Consider the following 14,720-nt stretch of genomic DNA (forward strand, 5'->3'; position numbering starts at 1 on the left):
TTATCTTGTTACGGCCACGACAAGCATGGTCAGCAACACAGCGACACCGACACCACCGCCCACATAGAGCAATGTTTTATCATTACCCTGTAACTGACGTGACCCCGTCACTGCATTGCCGTTGTTATCTTTGATTGGCTGCTGTGGTTGTTGGGTGGTCGCGGCGTTCTTCGAGTGGTCGCTCGTGGTGGCGGTTTTGATGATGTTGCCGATACCTTCGCCTACATCGTCCAACATGCCTGAGCCGAAATTTCCTAAATCGTCGAAAAAAGACAAAAGGCTTCTCCTTACACTAAGTCAGGGCGAATGACTTCTACCGATTCAACGATGATAGGAATAGAGCCAACAGGCTTTTTGGTCTTCACCGTAAATTTCAGCTCTGAGTTGTGCATTGTTGCGAACAGCTCATCGATGTAGAAACCACGCATAATTGGATCGAAGTGGAAACAATCGGCTTGCCAGAAACGGCGGTTACGCTTGGCGCGCATTTCTTCGAGACTTTTTGAAGAGTCGAACACCTTCACAAAATCACGGTGAATTTGCAGCGCGTGAATTTCACCACTTAGAAAGTGCATGCGGCGCACCAACTGCAACGGACCCGAAACCAATTCGAGAAATTCGTTTTCGGTTGAGGAGGCTTGCATGGTTTGTCTTTTGATTTTCGGCACAAGCACACGAACGGCTTGTCGAGCGGACACGGTCGCCCATGCTTGCAATTGGATAGAAGGGGCACTGTCTTGATTTGTGGAAGCGACTTCGACTTCGAGCGTGATGTTATCGCCCGATTCCGTCACAAGCCCTGTGTAGCGCACACCGTTTTTCGTTTTCGCACTGATATCAGCCAGTGGGATAGTGAAAAAGCCTTCGGTTTGCGCGAGACCTTTGTACGCTTCCAGTGCCTTAATCAGCTCACCATCAAGCACAATAATCTCATCTCCGTTTAGCGTGATGGTGATGCGTCTTAGCTGCGCGGCACTGAGATTCGTCTCAAGGAAAATCTCTTCGTAAGTCGGGCCGATTGGTAGAGTCAGCGTGGCTTTCTCACCGTAGCCTGTCCCTGTGAAAGAGTTCAATTTGGTTGGAGTCGACATAGTAATGAACTCCCTTAACCGATGGTGTCTTCAACAGCGTCAACGTTGTTTGACGCCCAAACCACACCCGCCGCAGCAACAGCCGCAACGAAAGCAATAACCGCGAGTTTCTTTGGTGTAAAACCTGCCATTTGTAAATACCTATAAAAAACCGCCCAACATTAGGCGGTCTTATTGGTACTGCTTTATATGCCTTCGATACCTAATGGTTATGTGCCTTAGATATGCCTTAAGTGTGATTTATTTCACGTTTACCAACGGATTCGGCCTTTTTCAACGACCACGCCGTATTGCTTGAAGTAGTCGAATTTGACTAATTTTGACTGTTCAATGGCACATATTCCGGTCAAGTCTTCAAGGTATCGGCGGCTCTTGGGTGTCTTGGTTAGCATGATGTAGCCATATTCACAGTTATCGATGATGGTCTTAGGTACTTCTTGGCCACGTTGGAATAGGTTAATGGTGTGAATGTTGTAAGAGCGTCCAAGGCGCAGCAACTTGCCATGGTAGCCCGTGGCTTTACCTGAGCTTGTCGAGTTCTCCGCGACTTCTTCACAGATAACCTTGAGTGCCTTTTTGTGCTTTCCATCGCCGCAGCTCCACACCACACGACAAAACAGGTCGAAGTCTTTCGCAGAAGGCTCTGAGGGGCGATAAGCTATCTTGAAACCTTGCTTGGTTTCTCGTCCGGCCATCAGCGCACTGGCGAACGTGCGTAAGTTGCCATAGACACGGATTTTACGACCCACGATTTGGCCGTCATATTCACGCTTTGGATCATAAATGGCGACTTGGTCAGTCGAAGAGATGAGTAATTTCTTAGCCAAGGACGATTTACCCGAACCCGACATGCCGACAATGTAGGCGTGGTGGTTATCAAGTGTGTTGTTATTGTTGATTGGTTCCATATCTAACCCTAATAAAAAGACCGCCCGAAAGTGGGCGGCCTTAGTGTTACTGCTTTATGTGCCTTCGATGCCTAATAGCAAGCGGCTTAGATATGCAATAAGTGTGATTTGTCTCACTTAACGGCTTAATGCGTGGTTTGTTGGTCTTTTTCTTTCTGCGCTTCGTTAGCGGCATCAATGGCCGCTTGCGCATCGGCTTTCTTGAGGCCGCGATACTGCATGAACAGGGAAGCAGTAATACCTAGTGCGACCATTCCCAAGGCAATCTCTTCCTTGTATTTCACTGCCCAGGGAGGGGGCGCAACGTTGTATTTTAAAATGACCGGCGCGGCGGCTTTTGCTAATGCGTGGGCGTTCTCTTCACCAATCTCTAGACGTTCATCAAGCATTTCTTTGACGGCAAAGTCGGCCATACCCATTCCCACAAGAACGGTTTGCTCTGTGGCTTCGAGTGCCAGTTTCTGAGCGTTCATGGCTTCGGCTTTTTCGTCTGCTTTGTCTAACGCGGCCTGCGGGTCAAACTCGGTTTCCAGTTCGTCTAGGAACTCGTTTTTATCTTGCTCGGTGTGCGTTTCAACTTCTTCTACATCGATGACAGGTTGATCGAGTTCTACAGTGTTTGGTTTGCTCATGGGATAAGGTTCCTTATACAGCTCTTAAAATCGTGACGGCTTTACCAAGGGTTAGGCCAATGCATGCACCGATACCAGCGCAAAGTAAACTCGATACGCCTTTCGGCTCTGTTTCAGGTTGTGGGGTTTCGGTTGGGGCTTCCTGCAGAACTTCGACTTCTTCGGTTTGCTCAACAGGGGCAGGAGGGTTCAGCTCTTCTAAAGGCTTGTACTGCTGTAGATAGTCTTGAGTATTGGCATTGCTGCGCTGCTCCGTACACTTACAAACGTTACAACGTCCCTTTAGGTAGGCCGAACGTTTACCGCTGCACTGGCTGACTTCCATCGCTTCATTGCAATTCGGTGCGGTGCATTTCACATAACCTAGAATCATTGTTCTTCTCCTTGAATCTGCTTGACCTGTTCGCGTAGTTCATCGATTTGTTGCTGTAGGTTTTCGAGCGCGGCCACTTTGCTGTCGAAGATTTCACGGGCAGCTTCGAAGTTGGCAATGGCGTAGTCTTTTACGGTGCTAACCAGTTTTAGAGGGGATACTTTCGACCAATCTGGGGACGCATCCTCGAGAACGCGGCGCGATTCCTTAATACCGGTGATTATTTGGGTGAACTGTTTTTTAAGGCTCATAGGCTGAAATCTCCTATACCAAGTCCAATATAATTGAACAAACCAACAAGCGCCCAACCGTAGACAATCATAGGTGGACACTCACAAGGTGAAATAGGATTTAGGGAATTATCGCGCCCCCATAAAAAGCCGAACATAAACATGAGGAATAAGCCAAGGTGTAGGAAGCTCATAGGACAATGGCCTCGCTAACTAAACCAAGCTTTAGCAGGACATTAGCAGGCACTTGCGCCTGTCCCGTTTCCCAACGCGAAAAGGTAGCTTGAGTGATTTCAAGGTTGTTTTGAGAAATGAAGTCTTTCTGTTGTAGGCCAGAACGTAAACGTGCATCACGTATCAATTTGGCCGTAATAGGGTACTTGTATTTGGATGGTTCCATAGCTCGTTGCCTTAACTGACGTTAAAAGAAACAAGCCGGAGGTTTTACGAACGAAGCCATTATACATAGTGAAATACTATATGGTACTTATTTCACACAAATGGTGTGGGTTAATACTCTGCTAATTTAATGATTGCTAAAATGCAAAAACCGCGAAGAATCGCGGTTTCAATACACTGTTTCATTTTGTCAAACTTTCCCGAGTCTCAAAATGAAACCTCATGAAGGATTATATATGGAATCGACAGGTATTGCATTTAAGGTGGCTAATTTAATGTTTGGAAGAATAAAGCGGTGGTTTGCTCGCGAAGAACTAAAGCAAGATAGGTTTCTGAGAGTCGATGTTGCGAAGATTGAAAAGATTAACCGAGGAAACCAACTGAGAATTAAGCTCGATATCACCAATTTAGGTTACATGCCTTTGAGCGTGTATTCGATAACGCCGAAAACAGTTTTAATCAATGGTGAAGCACTGGTAGGTTACTTGTGTATCGTAGACTGTGATTTAAACCCGCAACAACGCAAGCAAGTTCCCGTTTTGTTTAACCTCCCTGAAAGCATTAGAACAAGTGAAAAGCTTCACGTTAACGTTGAGATGCTTGAGCTCAAGGCGTCAAAAGCGGGGGAGAAAGTCACCATGCAAAGAATGGATTTGATTCACTATGAACCGTCCCGAGCAATAGCAATTTAGGAAAACAAAGGCCATATCTCAAGATGTGGCCTTTGTTTTTCTATAGCTATCACTGATAAGTTTAAGATTACACTATTGGTTTAAATTTTGAACGAATGTTTCAATATATGGAATTACCTCTTTGACATCATTTAATAATTCAGCAGAAACTTTTGCTGTTTGTACTGCACCTGAAACACGACCTAACCACTTTTTGACGCGACTCTGAGTCGGCTGTTCTTCTCGAAGTTCATCAACCAGGTCTTCCATATTGCTAGTAAGAACTGTATCCACATCTTCTTTTTTTAGAGATGAGATAATTAATTCCAGTTTTTCTACAAGCTCCGATTTAGTGAAATCTACACCCGCTTTGTTACCTTTAGCGAAAACGTTAGTCGTGTTTTCCGCATCAAGAAATTCAGTTGAAGATGTCTCGTTATCTATCAGCGTCATATCGTGACAGTTTTTCATTTTGAACATTGCCATGTAATGTATCCCTATTGTTATGAAAATGGATCAAAGTCAGTACACTTAAGATAGCTGAGTGCGTAATCCATTGTTGATGAAGTTTGTGGCCAGCCGTGTGTATTTTTGCTTCTTACTGGGGAGGAGCTAATCAACATTGGAACTGTATGGGAATTGTTACTCAAGTGGAGATTTGAGCAGTCTTCAGCATCTATGCCTACGCTTGTTTCAAACGTCATTCCATTTACTTGTAACCCTCGCGTGTTAGTCGCAATAACACCAGCTCCAAAACCAGTCACGCTTCCCCCTGTAACGGAACAATTACTACAATTTTCAAAAACTATACCTGCACTTACCATATAACACTCTCTTTATTATTGATTGAAAGTAATATACACCTAGACACCCATGATGTATATCCATTGAGAAGCTTTGTTATTAAAGAATGAAATATATTAATTAAATCTAAAATGATCTTTACAAGATCACGATTTTCTTTCTACTTGAATCATCGCGAAGCGATAGGCTCTTAGAATCACGTCCAACTCATCCCAATCTGTAGAGTCACCATTCTTTCGTTGTATTTCGTCCACAGACGCAAAGGCCGCAAGTCGCTTGCGACTAAGAAAGGCCGCTTCATTAACTTATCCCCGAGTTTCGAGGGGGTAAAAGCATTAATACCATTACTATCCTTAATGTCATGGTTCTAGTCGAAGACTATGCGGACTAAGTAAATAGAGTGGGGAATAGTAGTAAGAACTAGGAGTAGTTTAGATCCATATGTACGCGACTTTTGCACAAGCCAAACAGAATTGAGAGAATGGAAACCTAAAGCGCATGAAAAATCGTCTGTCTGTGGATAAGTGTTAGTAAAATAACTGGTTAGAACGGCAAGAATGAGCCAATATTGGGCGTGAATGATGCAGATGGATCGCAAATAACGCCAGTTAAGGCGCATAGAGTGGAGTTAGCTCTATTGTGGTATTGGGACTGGGTTTTTAGCTTCTGCGGCTTCTTTGCGGCGTCTGCGTAGTAGTGTAATTGGGGTTTGAATGTATTTCACTGGACGGCCGATGCGGTTAGCAAAGGTTTTGAGCCAACGTTTAGACGCTGTCTTGGCTTCTTTGTATTGCTCGAAGATACCGATATCGTGAAAATAAGCGTCTGTTACACGTTTGATAGACGCTAGGCCGCGCCATTTTTGTAGGTTGTCTTTGCCTGTATAGGTTTCTCTAGGCTGTTTGGATGTGATCCAACCTTTGTTAAACGCGAACTTAACGCACTGTTTAACACGCCAGATTGGGAAATTGCAGATATCAGCAATGTAGCCCCAAGAACGTAAAGCAAAGCCGTCCTTTGTAGCTACACCAACCTTATTCGAGCTTAGGCACATTTCGTTTACTAGGGCTTTCATTACGATCGCAATATCACGAGCAAAGCTCTTACGAACGCCACGGCCATTAGATGTAAGAAACGCAGTTGAACTGGATGGACACTGTACGATTTTATCCAACACAGCACGATTCAGACACGCCAAGGGGCGGTCTTTGCGCTGTTTATTGGTTAAGTCGTACATGCTCATGTGGGATTATCTCGCCTTTAGCGTTTCTTTAAGGCGGTAAAGCTCAATCAACGCTCCACGGTAGTAATGAGCAGCAGCTTCTTTACCTTGGTCAGTGAGTGATGGATTAGCTTGGTATTCGTCACTGTGTTTTTGTAACACATCCATACGATCTTGGATGATTTCAGCAGGGGTTTTACGTTGATTTGACATGGTGTTGATCCTTCTTTAATAAGTCTGGTCAATACTTAAAAGCCTTGGAACATCACTTGTTTACAGACAGCCCCCGTAAAAGCTTCGAATCAATTAAGGGGGCTTAAAGGATGTTCGCAAAGTCTCCCGACTTGACGAGATAGATTAAAGAGTATTTGCACATGGGTGTCTACTGCTTACAGTCACTCTACGCTCTAGACTATACTGTTATTGGGAGGGCTTTATATGATAACTACGTTAGACTTACTAAATCGTTTACGTGTTGAAAAACAATTAGTTAGCGATAGACAAGTGGCTAAATACTTAGAGTTACACCACAGTACAGTCAATAAATGGCGAAACGGTGGCACAATGAGCGAAGAACATGCTTGTGAAGTGGCTGATTTACTAGGTTTAGATGTGGACTTTGTCTTACTGGCAAATATAGCGGAACGTTCTAAAAGCGACCGTGTAATCAATGCAGTTGAACGTGCTTTACAAGATAAGAAAATAGCATAATTAGATAGGCAATAAATAAGGGTATCTCATTGATTTAAATAAGAAAGATGCCTTTATTTTTTGCCTATCCCACTGCGTATTATGTGTATTATGTTAAATGTGGTTCGGTAATCATAAGGCAGAGCTCAATATCTGATGCCCTACCTTCGTTTTATAGCCAATAATACTGTGTATTTAACCATAATGACTATTTACCATAAAATACCTAATAAACATATTTCCTAATCTTCGATTAAGAATACGTTTATTAGATCTCAAGCATTAGCCTATCTATAGCTTCTGTTATTTCTTTTGTTCTTACTGGTTTGGTCACGAAATCATTCATACCAACATCTAAACATGAACATTTATCTTCAACGGATGTGTGTGCTGTCAGAGCCACGATTGGTGTTTGGATGTTTGCCTTTCTCATATGTTTGGTTGTGGTTAAACCATCCATGACCGGCATTGAAACGTCCATCAGGATAATGTCTATGAAATCTTTGTTGTCTTGTATAAAGCCTATTGCTTCTTCACCATTACTTGCGATGAAAACTTCATGCCCCTGTCTTGTTAGAATGAGCTTAATCACCATTTGGTTTGTTGGGTTGTCTTCAACAACCAGCACTGAATATCGACTTCTGAGCTCTCTTGAGCAGACATCATCTTCCAGTTGATTGCAATTGTTAGTCACTCTGGTGAGCACTGGCAATTGAACCTCGAACTTAGAGCCTTTTCCTGGTTCACTTTCGACTGAGATTCGCCCACGCATCAACTCAACTAAGCGCTTGGTGATCGCTAAACCTAAGCCTGTGCCGCCGAACCTTCGCGTTATTGTGCTATCTGCTTGCACAAATGGACTGAATAACGATGATAGCTGCTGTGAGCTAATTCCAATTCCGGTGTCTTCAACTGTTATATAGAACGAGCTCTGCTGGTATTTGATAGAAACATGGACGTGCCCGCGCTCCGTAAACTTGATGGCATTTCCGATAAGGTTAAACAATATCTGCGCTAAGCGGCTTGGGTCTATATAGTGAAGTTCACCATCCGGGATATCGCTAGACACCGTGAGCTTTAGACCTTTGTCGTCTGCAGCCTTTGTTTGTTCTGATAAAACAAAAGTTACAGTGTCTCTTACGTTGCTCCATTGTGGCGCCAATGAGAAACAACCAGATTCAATTTTGGAAAAGTCCAATACATCACTGATGATCGCTAACAGAAGTTCAGACGATGTGCTCATATTAAGCAGTATAGACTGTTGTTCTGACGTTAGTTGAGTCGATTTCAAGGTGTCGATTAGCCCAATGATGGCGTTCAATGGCGTTCTTAACTCGTGGCTCATCATGGCCAGGAATTCTGACTTGGCTTTGTTGGCTCTTTCTGCGTCTTTCCTTGCAGTGACAAGCTCGGCGGTTCGTTCTCTAACTGTCGCTTCAAGCTTTTCTTTGTTCTCTATGTCGAAAACCGCTCGCTCAATCAGAGGACGGAACCGGTTCAAAGTCGCTTTAGTTTCGATGCTAAAATGTTTGGTATTCGAGTGAATAAAAATAATGACCGATTGTGTTAGTCCGCTGTCGATACCAGTAATCAAAACAGAATTAATTTGGTCGAGAACAATGGGATGCAAAGTGTTAAATTCACCCAGAGATTTGGGTTCAAAAAGGATGGCGCATTCACCATTGATGACTCGAGATAGCTTGCCATGATCGTTCCAGATCATCTCTTCAAAGACTTTATTGTTGGTCAGTAGAGTCTTGAAATTTCCTTCATTCCCTACTCTTGAGACTACGATAAAGTCGTCGAATTTAATGTATTTTTTCAATACAAACTCGAGACTAGAAAATATCTCAGAGATGTTACTCGCCTTACTGATCGCAGAGATAGTCGATAGGATCCCCCTATTCTCTTCAGCCAGTTTTCTCTCACGGGCTTTTAGTTTTTGTAGTTCAATACGTGCTTCTTGCAGCGCTTCTTGACCTTCAGAGCCCATTATTTTTTTAACCTATAAAACGTTGCTGATGACACCATTAAGTTACCGTGTGCGTTCTCTCCACCAGAAAGTCTTCCTTGCTCACCAAAAGTGAATGGGCATATGTAAGGAAGCCCATTAAGTGCTTGATTTATTTGTTCACAAACCTCATCCATGTCTTGTTTAAGGTTTAACATTGGACCAGCACAAAAGATGTTGATAGCACCTAATTTCTCTTCCAGATCCATGTCATTGTAGTAAGACGAATGAATGATGTTGGCGGCGCGGCTAATTAACTGCTGCTTAGAACCTTGCATTAAGTATATGGTGTCGCCTTCGTTGATGTCGGTAAATAACTCGATTCCGTCGCACTCTGTTTCTCGGATAGAGTGTGAAAGCTTGAAATACGGATAGTTGTAAGACGAACCGACTTTTCTTCCCAAAGGATAAACAGACGATTTTTCAAAGATATAGCCGTCGGCGCTGCCCCCTAAGTGGAAATTGGTCCACTCGTTGTAAACCGTAGCAGCTGGCCTATGGTCTATCTCCAGTAAGATTCTGTTTCGTACTTTAGTCACGGTACCTGAGTAACGCGTGGGCGTGTGACCTGCACTGAATGATGAATAGATGGATTGAGAGGCGAAAAAGACCGTTAAAGAGATCCCGTTAATAGAAAGCGACTCTTCGGTAAAGATACTCCAGTTACCAGATACCTGATTATCGGCAGCACTGCCACCAATGATAGGAACTTCAGTCCCGAACTTAGTATCGATCGCTGCCATTACTTTCTCCTCGTTACCAGGAGTAGAATGAAGCAAGATTAAATCTGGGATCTCACCTTCTCTATTTGCGTTTCTAAGCGCTGTATCTATCGCGTCGAAGGTGCTTTGCTCGATGGATTGGCTGAAGTGTTTAATACCCGTTCCGTAGGCATTAATACCTGAATCATAGATGATGAGTACACCGATGGCTGGACCTGAATGAAAGCCCGTTTCCGTCATTATTCCATGACAGGTGGTACAGCCGTGTATGGGAGTGTTGGGAAGCGCATCTACGAAATATCTCTGCACAGCGAGCGTGGAGTACTCTTCTGTGCAGTAACAAATGAGGCAAGCGATATTCTCAGGGTTTTCTACCCCTTGAAGCAGTTCATCTACTGCGATTTTATCGTCTAGGGAATAAGAGACTTTTGATAGAAATTTCATAGATTTCTGGAAACTTTATTAATGTCTTCTTTATAACACTTTAATGCACAAGGTTTCACTGGTTTAGTCAATATTTCTATCAAAGAGCGAGGCGTTGCTCAGTTTTCCATTTTATTCTTTGGATAGGTTTACTGTATACGTCATGACCTGTTGTGGAAATGTAACCGTTATTGAGGCGCTCTTATCATCGGTTTGTAAAAGCCAAGATGAAGCCCCTTTCGGTTCTAAAACTCCGCTTCCTTCATTGCTAATTATAAATTTGCCAGTTTTAGATGTTTCGATCGAATACCCCTGGCTATCGTCCGAAATCAAAACATTATTATTATCAATACCAAATTCACAAGGTTTTGAAACGATACAGGTTATTGTCTCGTTATTATCGTATGTCACTGTTCTCCAAGTAAATGCAGCTATTAAAACAACCAACATGACGATAATTTGAACAAGCCTGCCTTTTGTTAGCTTTTGTGCCGCCATTATAATCTTTACTCCTTGTTACAAAGTTCAAAGTTTTTAAATAAAAATCCAATTCCAGACCAAGCGTAAGGTTACTACTCTGTCATTGATTTGTTAATTCAAGTATAGTGTCGCGTTGAAAATGCCACTTTTTTTTAAAATCAGCAAGTGGAAATAAGGTCCTGAATAGGCTGAATTTCCTTTTCTAATTTGGGTGGCATTACGACGTGAGTCGTGTTGGAAGTAAAGTGTAGTAAATAAGAAATTGGAAGCATGCAAATGAGCCAAGAAAAGCAGCTTGAACAAAACTACAACTATACGGTCGTCCGTCAATTTACCCTGGTTACAATTTTGTGGGGTATTGTCGGTATGGGCGTTGGTGTTTTGATTGCCGCTCAATTAGTTTGGCCACAGCTAAACTTTGATACGCCGTGGTTGACGTACAGTCGTTTACGTCCCCTGCATACTAATGCGGTTATTTTTGCGTTCGGTACAAGTGCGCTGTTTGCAACATCATATTATGTTGTGCAACGTACTTGTCAGACGCGTCTCTTTGGTGGCCCTCTCGTAGCCTTTACCTTTTGGGGTTGGCAAGCGATTATCCTGTCCGCTGCAATTACTTTACCGTTAGGTTTGACCTCTGGTAAAGAATACGCAGAACTAGAATGGCCAATCGATATTGCTATTACTCTTGTGTGGGTAGCTTATGCGGTCGTGTTCTTCGGAACCATGATTAAACGTAAGACATCACACATTTACGTAGCAAACTGGTTCTTCGGAGCCTTCATCATCACGGTTGCCGTGTTGCACATCGTTAACAGCCTAGCTGTTCCTGTATCTGCGTTTAAGTCGTACTCGATTTACTCAGGTGCAATTGATGCAATGGTGCAATGGTGGTACGGACACAATGCGGTAGGCTTCCTATTGACAGCTGGTTTCCTAGGTATGATGTACTACTTCGTTCCTAAACAAGCTGGTCGCCCTGTTTATTCTTACCGTTTGTCGATCGTTCACTTCTGGGCACTTGTGTCTCTGTATATCTGGGCTGGTCCTCACCACCTACACTACACTGCACTTCCAGACTGGACTCAGTCTCTAGGTATGGTTATGTCTTTGGTTCTGTTTGCTCCTTCTTGGGGTGGCATGATCAACGGTATCATGACTCTGTCTGGTGCGTGGCATAAGCTTCGCTACGACCCTATCCTACGTTTCCTAATCGTTTCTCTATCATTCTACGGCATGTCGACTTTCGAAGGCCCAATGATGGCAATCAAAACGGTTAACGCACTATCTCACTACACGGACTGGACTATCGGTCACGTTCACTCTGGTGCGTTAGGTTGGGTTGCAATGGTTTCTATCGGTTCGGTTTACCACTTAGTTCCTAAGCTATTTGGTCAAGAGCGCATGTACTCTGTATCTCTAATCAATGTTCACTTCTGGTTAGCAACGATTGGTACGGTTTTCTACATTGTTGCAATGTGGATCTCTGGTGTGATGCAAGGTCTGATGTGGCGTGCAGTTAACTCTGACGGTACATTAACTTACAGCTTCGTTGAATCTGTAGAAGCGTCTTACCCGTTCTACTTTGTACGTTTCCTAGGTGGTTTCATCTTCCTATCTGGTATGTTCTTATTGGCATACAACACGTACAAAACTGTTTCTGCACCTAAAGATAGCCTTAAAGCTATCCCTCAACCGGCTTAAGGAGATTTAGAATGAGCTCAAATTCAAATAATCGCCATGAGTTGGTAGAGAAGAACGTTGGCTTACTAGCGATCTTGATCGTTATTGCTATCAGTTTTGGTGCTTTAGTCGAGATTACCCCTCTTATCTTCCAAAAGCAGACAACTGAACCTGTAGAAAACCTACGTGTTTACTCTGCTTTGGAAATGGAAGGTCGTGATATCTACATTCGTGAAGGTTGTAACGTATGTCACAGCCAAATGATTCGTCCTTTCCGCTCTGAGACTGAACGTTACGGCCACTACTCTGTAGCTGGCGAAAGTGTTTGGGAACACCCATTCCTATGGGGCTCTAAGCGTACTGGTCCTGATCTAGCGCGTGTTGGTGATCGCTACTCAGATGAGTGGCACCGTGTTCACCTTATCGACCCACGTGAACTTGTTCCTGAATCAAACATGCCTGGTTTCCCATGGCTTGCTGAAAATGTACTTGATGGCAAATTGACTCAACAGAAGCTTGAACTCTTCCGTAATCAATTTGGTGTTCCTTACACAGACGAACAAATTGCTAACGCTAAACAAGATGTTGAAGGAAAAACAGAGATGGATGCAATCATCGCTTACCTTCAATCGCTTGGCCACGCAATGAAATAAGGAATAGTTATGGACATTATTACATTTCAAAGTGTTTGGACTGTGACTGTTTTTGCTTGCTTCATCGGTATCGTTTGGTGGGCATACGGCAAGAACCGTAAATCACGTTTCGACGAAGACGCGAACCTAGTGTTTGCTGACGACGAGCCAGCAACAAGTTCTAAAAATGAAGGAGTGACAAAGTAATGAGTACATTCTGGAGTATCTGGGTTAGTGCGATTACGATTGGTACCCTAATTGGTTGTGCTGTCTTACTTCGTTGGTGTTTTAAAGACAAAACAGGCGTAGAAGAAGGTCAAGATATGGGCCATGAATACGATGGTATTCGTGAGCTTAACAACCCACTACCAAAATGGTGGACATACCTTTTCATCAGTACGATTGTTTTTGCAGCGGTTTACCTTGCTCTATACCCTGGCCTAGGTAACTTTAAAGGCCTTTTAGGTTGGACAAGTTCAGACCAAACGGTACGTAGCGTTGAAGAGTCTCGCTCTGCAATTGCTGCTGCGCAAGCAAACAAACAGTTAGATGCGTACGCGAAAGAGCTTGATGATGCAGACACCTACTTCGGTGAAGCATTCAGAAAGCTAGCGCACGACGAAAACGGTTTACGTTCAATTCCTGACATTGCATCAGACGCTGACGCAATCAAAGTGGGTCAACGTTTATTCTTGCAAAACTGTTCTCAGTGTCACGGCTCTGATGCACGTGGTCAGAAAGGTTTCCCTAACCTAACTGATGACGCATGGCTATATGGCGGTGAACCTGAGGCTATCGTTACAACAATTATGCACGGTCGTGTTGGCCAAATGCCAGGCTGGAAAGACGCGCTTGGCGAAGAAGGCGTAAAAGAAGTAGTTAGCTACACTCTTAGCCTTTCTGGTCGTAGCGTAAACGCACGTGAAGCAGAAGCTGGTAAAGCTCGCTTTGTAGTGTGTGCAGCGTGTCACGGTACTGATGGTAAGGGTAACCCTGCTGTTGGCGCACCTGATCTGACTGACCGCGATTGGTTGTTTGGCGATTCTCGTGCAGACGTAACTGAAACAGTTATGTACGGACGTTCTGGCGTTATGCCTGCTTGGAAAGACATTCTAGGCGAAGACAAAGTACAACTGGTTTCATCTTACGTGTGGAGCCTGAGCAACTCAGATAATAAGTAACATTTCAATAACAGCCTCTTTCTAAGAGGCTGTCTTTCCTTTATTTTATAACCTCTTCTTTTTATTCTTTTTTGAGATCTTTTTTATGGTAAAGCCTTGGTATAAACAGTTTTGGCCGTGGTTCTTAATCGCGTTGCCAGCGACAGTAGTTATTTGGACCATTATGACGGTTATTGTGTTTACACAGAACTCTGTAGACCTAGTGACTGAGGATTACTATAAAAAAGGAAAAGGCATTAATGTCGACATTTCAAAAGTAAATATCGCCAGAGAGCTGGGCCTATCAGCTTCGCTCAATGAGAGAGGTAACTCTGTTATCATCACATTAGACAAAGGCAAACTTGATCACTTCCCTGCTATCAGTGCAATGTTTGTTCACAGAACACTACCAGACCGCGATTTCACTCAGCTACTAACCGCTGATGCGAGAGGCAACTACACAATGACTCTGGATCATCACTTAGAAGGTCCGTGGTTCATTGAGTTGACGCCGCATGACGAAGAATGGTTAGTTCAAGGTCGCATGAACTTCCCCATTGAAACTCCTACTCAACTAATGAACTAAAGC

General features: G+C 43.5%; 20 protein-coding genes. 7 read left to right on the forward strand and 13 right to left on the reverse strand.

Features of this window, described 5'->3' with window-relative positions:
- The 7 genes from JC606_RS00280 to JC606_RS00310 form a co-directional block, all read right to left on the reverse strand.
- Positions 1 to 276, reverse strand: a complete 276-nt coding sequence (locus JC606_RS00280) for a hypothetical protein (RefSeq protein ID WP_198777567.1) — start codon at positions 274 to 276, stop codon at positions 1 to 3.
- A gap of 11 nt (positions 277 to 287) precedes the next feature.
- Complete coding sequence (locus tag JC606_RS00285; protein ID WP_105023483.1) at positions 288 to 1,091, reverse strand: major capsid protein P2; 804 nt, start codon at positions 1,089 to 1,091, stop codon at positions 288 to 290.
- Positions 1,092 to 1,342: 251 nt separating this feature from the next.
- On the reverse strand, positions 1,343 to 1,999 hold the full coding sequence (locus tag JC606_RS00290) for a type IV secretory system conjugative DNA transfer family protein (protein ID WP_198777568.1): 657 nt from the start codon (positions 1,997 to 1,999) through the stop codon (positions 1,343 to 1,345).
- Positions 2,000 to 2,124: 125 nt separating this feature from the next.
- Positions 2,125 to 2,631, reverse strand: a complete 507-nt coding sequence (locus JC606_RS00295) for a hypothetical protein (protein ID WP_198777569.1) — start codon at positions 2,629 to 2,631, stop codon at positions 2,125 to 2,127.
- Between the two features lie 13 nt (positions 2,632 to 2,644).
- Complete coding sequence (locus JC606_RS00300; RefSeq protein ID WP_198777570.1) at positions 2,645 to 3,004, reverse strand: hypothetical protein; 360 nt, start codon at positions 3,002 to 3,004, stop codon at positions 2,645 to 2,647.
- Positions 3,001 to 3,255 (reverse strand): hypothetical protein, encoded by a 255-nt coding sequence (locus JC606_RS00305; RefSeq protein WP_198777571.1) that lies wholly within the window; start codon positions 3,253 to 3,255, stop codon positions 3,001 to 3,003. The genes JC606_RS00300 and JC606_RS00305 overlap by 4 nt, the downstream gene beginning before the upstream one ends.
- A gap of 169 nt (positions 3,256 to 3,424) precedes the next feature.
- Positions 3,425 to 3,634 (reverse strand): transcriptional regulator, encoded by a 210-nt coding sequence (locus JC606_RS00310; protein ID WP_004737993.1) that lies wholly within the window; start codon positions 3,632 to 3,634, stop codon positions 3,425 to 3,427.
- 235 nt (positions 3,635 to 3,869) lie between these two features.
- Here JC606_RS00310 and JC606_RS00315 point away from each other — a divergent pair, with 235 nt between their 5' ends.
- The gene (locus JC606_RS00315; RefSeq protein WP_198777572.1) at positions 3,870 to 4,325 is read left to right on the forward strand and encodes a hypothetical protein; all 456 of its coding nucleotides are present in this window, start codon (positions 3,870 to 3,872) and stop codon (positions 4,323 to 4,325) included.
- A 72-nt stretch (positions 4,326 to 4,397) separates the two neighbouring features.
- Here JC606_RS00315 and JC606_RS00320 read toward each other — a convergent pair whose 3' ends face one another.
- The 3 genes from JC606_RS00320 to JC606_RS00330 form a co-directional block, all read right to left on the reverse strand.
- Positions 4,398 to 4,790, reverse strand: a complete 393-nt coding sequence (locus JC606_RS00320; protein ID WP_198777573.1) for a hypothetical protein — start codon at positions 4,788 to 4,790, stop codon at positions 4,398 to 4,400.
- Positions 4,791 to 5,742: 952 nt separating this feature from the next.
- Positions 5,743 to 6,351, reverse strand: a complete 609-nt coding sequence (locus tag JC606_RS00325) for a hypothetical protein (RefSeq protein ID WP_198777574.1) — start codon at positions 6,349 to 6,351, stop codon at positions 5,743 to 5,745.
- A gap of 6 nt (positions 6,352 to 6,357) precedes the next feature.
- Complete coding sequence (locus tag JC606_RS00330; protein ID WP_176681174.1) at positions 6,358 to 6,543, reverse strand: hypothetical protein; 186 nt, start codon at positions 6,541 to 6,543, stop codon at positions 6,358 to 6,360.
- A 225-nt stretch (positions 6,544 to 6,768) separates the two neighbouring features.
- Here JC606_RS00330 and JC606_RS00335 point away from each other — a divergent pair, with 225 nt between their 5' ends.
- Positions 6,769 to 7,041 carry a helix-turn-helix domain-containing protein gene (locus JC606_RS00335; protein ID WP_076670448.1) on the forward strand — a complete coding sequence of 91 codons (273 nt, stop codon included), beginning with the start codon at positions 6,769 to 6,771 and terminating at the stop codon, positions 7,039 to 7,041.
- A gap of 247 nt (positions 7,042 to 7,288) precedes the next feature.
- On the opposite strand, the gene JC606_RS00340 is transcribed toward JC606_RS00335, so the two are convergent.
- From JC606_RS00340 to JC606_RS00350, 3 genes are all read right to left on the reverse strand, one after another.
- On the reverse strand, positions 7,289 to 9,013 hold the full coding sequence (locus JC606_RS00340; RefSeq protein WP_198777575.1) for an ATP-binding protein: 1,725 nt from the start codon (positions 9,011 to 9,013) through the stop codon (positions 7,289 to 7,291).
- Positions 9,013 to 10,197, reverse strand: coding sequence for an FIST signal transduction protein (locus JC606_RS00345; protein WP_137406455.1), 1,185 nt, complete (start codon positions 10,195 to 10,197; stop codon positions 9,013 to 9,015). The genes JC606_RS00340 and JC606_RS00345 overlap by 1 nt, the downstream gene beginning before the upstream one ends.
- 111 nt (positions 10,198 to 10,308) lie before the next feature.
- On the reverse strand, positions 10,309 to 10,674 hold the full coding sequence (locus JC606_RS00350) for a hypothetical protein (protein WP_198777576.1): 366 nt from the start codon (positions 10,672 to 10,674) through the stop codon (positions 10,309 to 10,311).
- Positions 10,675 to 10,926: 252 nt separating this feature from the next.
- Here JC606_RS00350 and ccoN point away from each other — a divergent pair, with 252 nt between their 5' ends.
- From ccoN to JC606_RS00375, 5 genes are all read left to right on the forward strand, one after another.
- Positions 10,927 to 12,360, forward strand: coding sequence for a cytochrome-c oxidase, cbb3-type subunit I (gene ccoN, locus JC606_RS00355; protein ID WP_008221953.1), 1,434 nt, complete (start codon positions 10,927 to 10,929; stop codon positions 12,358 to 12,360).
- An 11-nt stretch (positions 12,361 to 12,371) separates the two neighbouring features.
- Positions 12,372 to 12,992: a cytochrome-c oxidase, cbb3-type subunit II gene (ccoO, locus tag JC606_RS00360; protein WP_004742292.1), complete on the forward strand. Its 621-nt coding sequence runs from the start codon at positions 12,372 to 12,374 to the stop codon at positions 12,990 to 12,992.
- A gap of 9 nt (positions 12,993 to 13,001) precedes the next feature.
- The gene (locus JC606_RS00365; protein ID WP_004742291.1) at positions 13,002 to 13,178 is read left to right on the forward strand and encodes a CcoQ/FixQ family Cbb3-type cytochrome c oxidase assembly chaperone; all 177 of its coding nucleotides are present in this window, start codon (positions 13,002 to 13,004) and stop codon (positions 13,176 to 13,178) included.
- Positions 13,178 to 14,152, forward strand: a complete 975-nt coding sequence (gene ccoP, locus JC606_RS00370; protein WP_061033419.1) for a cytochrome-c oxidase, cbb3-type subunit III — start codon at positions 13,178 to 13,180, stop codon at positions 14,150 to 14,152. Before JC606_RS00365 ends, ccoP begins: the two co-directional genes overlap by 1 nt.
- 85 nt (positions 14,153 to 14,237) lie before the next feature.
- Positions 14,238 to 14,717, forward strand: coding sequence for a FixH family protein (locus JC606_RS00375; protein WP_137406454.1), 480 nt, complete (start codon positions 14,238 to 14,240; stop codon positions 14,715 to 14,717).
- The last annotated feature ends 3 nt before the right edge of the window (positions 14,718 to 14,720 follow it).

Source organism: Vibrio sp. IB15 (assembly GCF_016406055.1).
GTDB lineage: Bacteria > Pseudomonadota > Gammaproteobacteria > Enterobacterales > Vibrionaceae > Vibrio > Vibrio chagasii.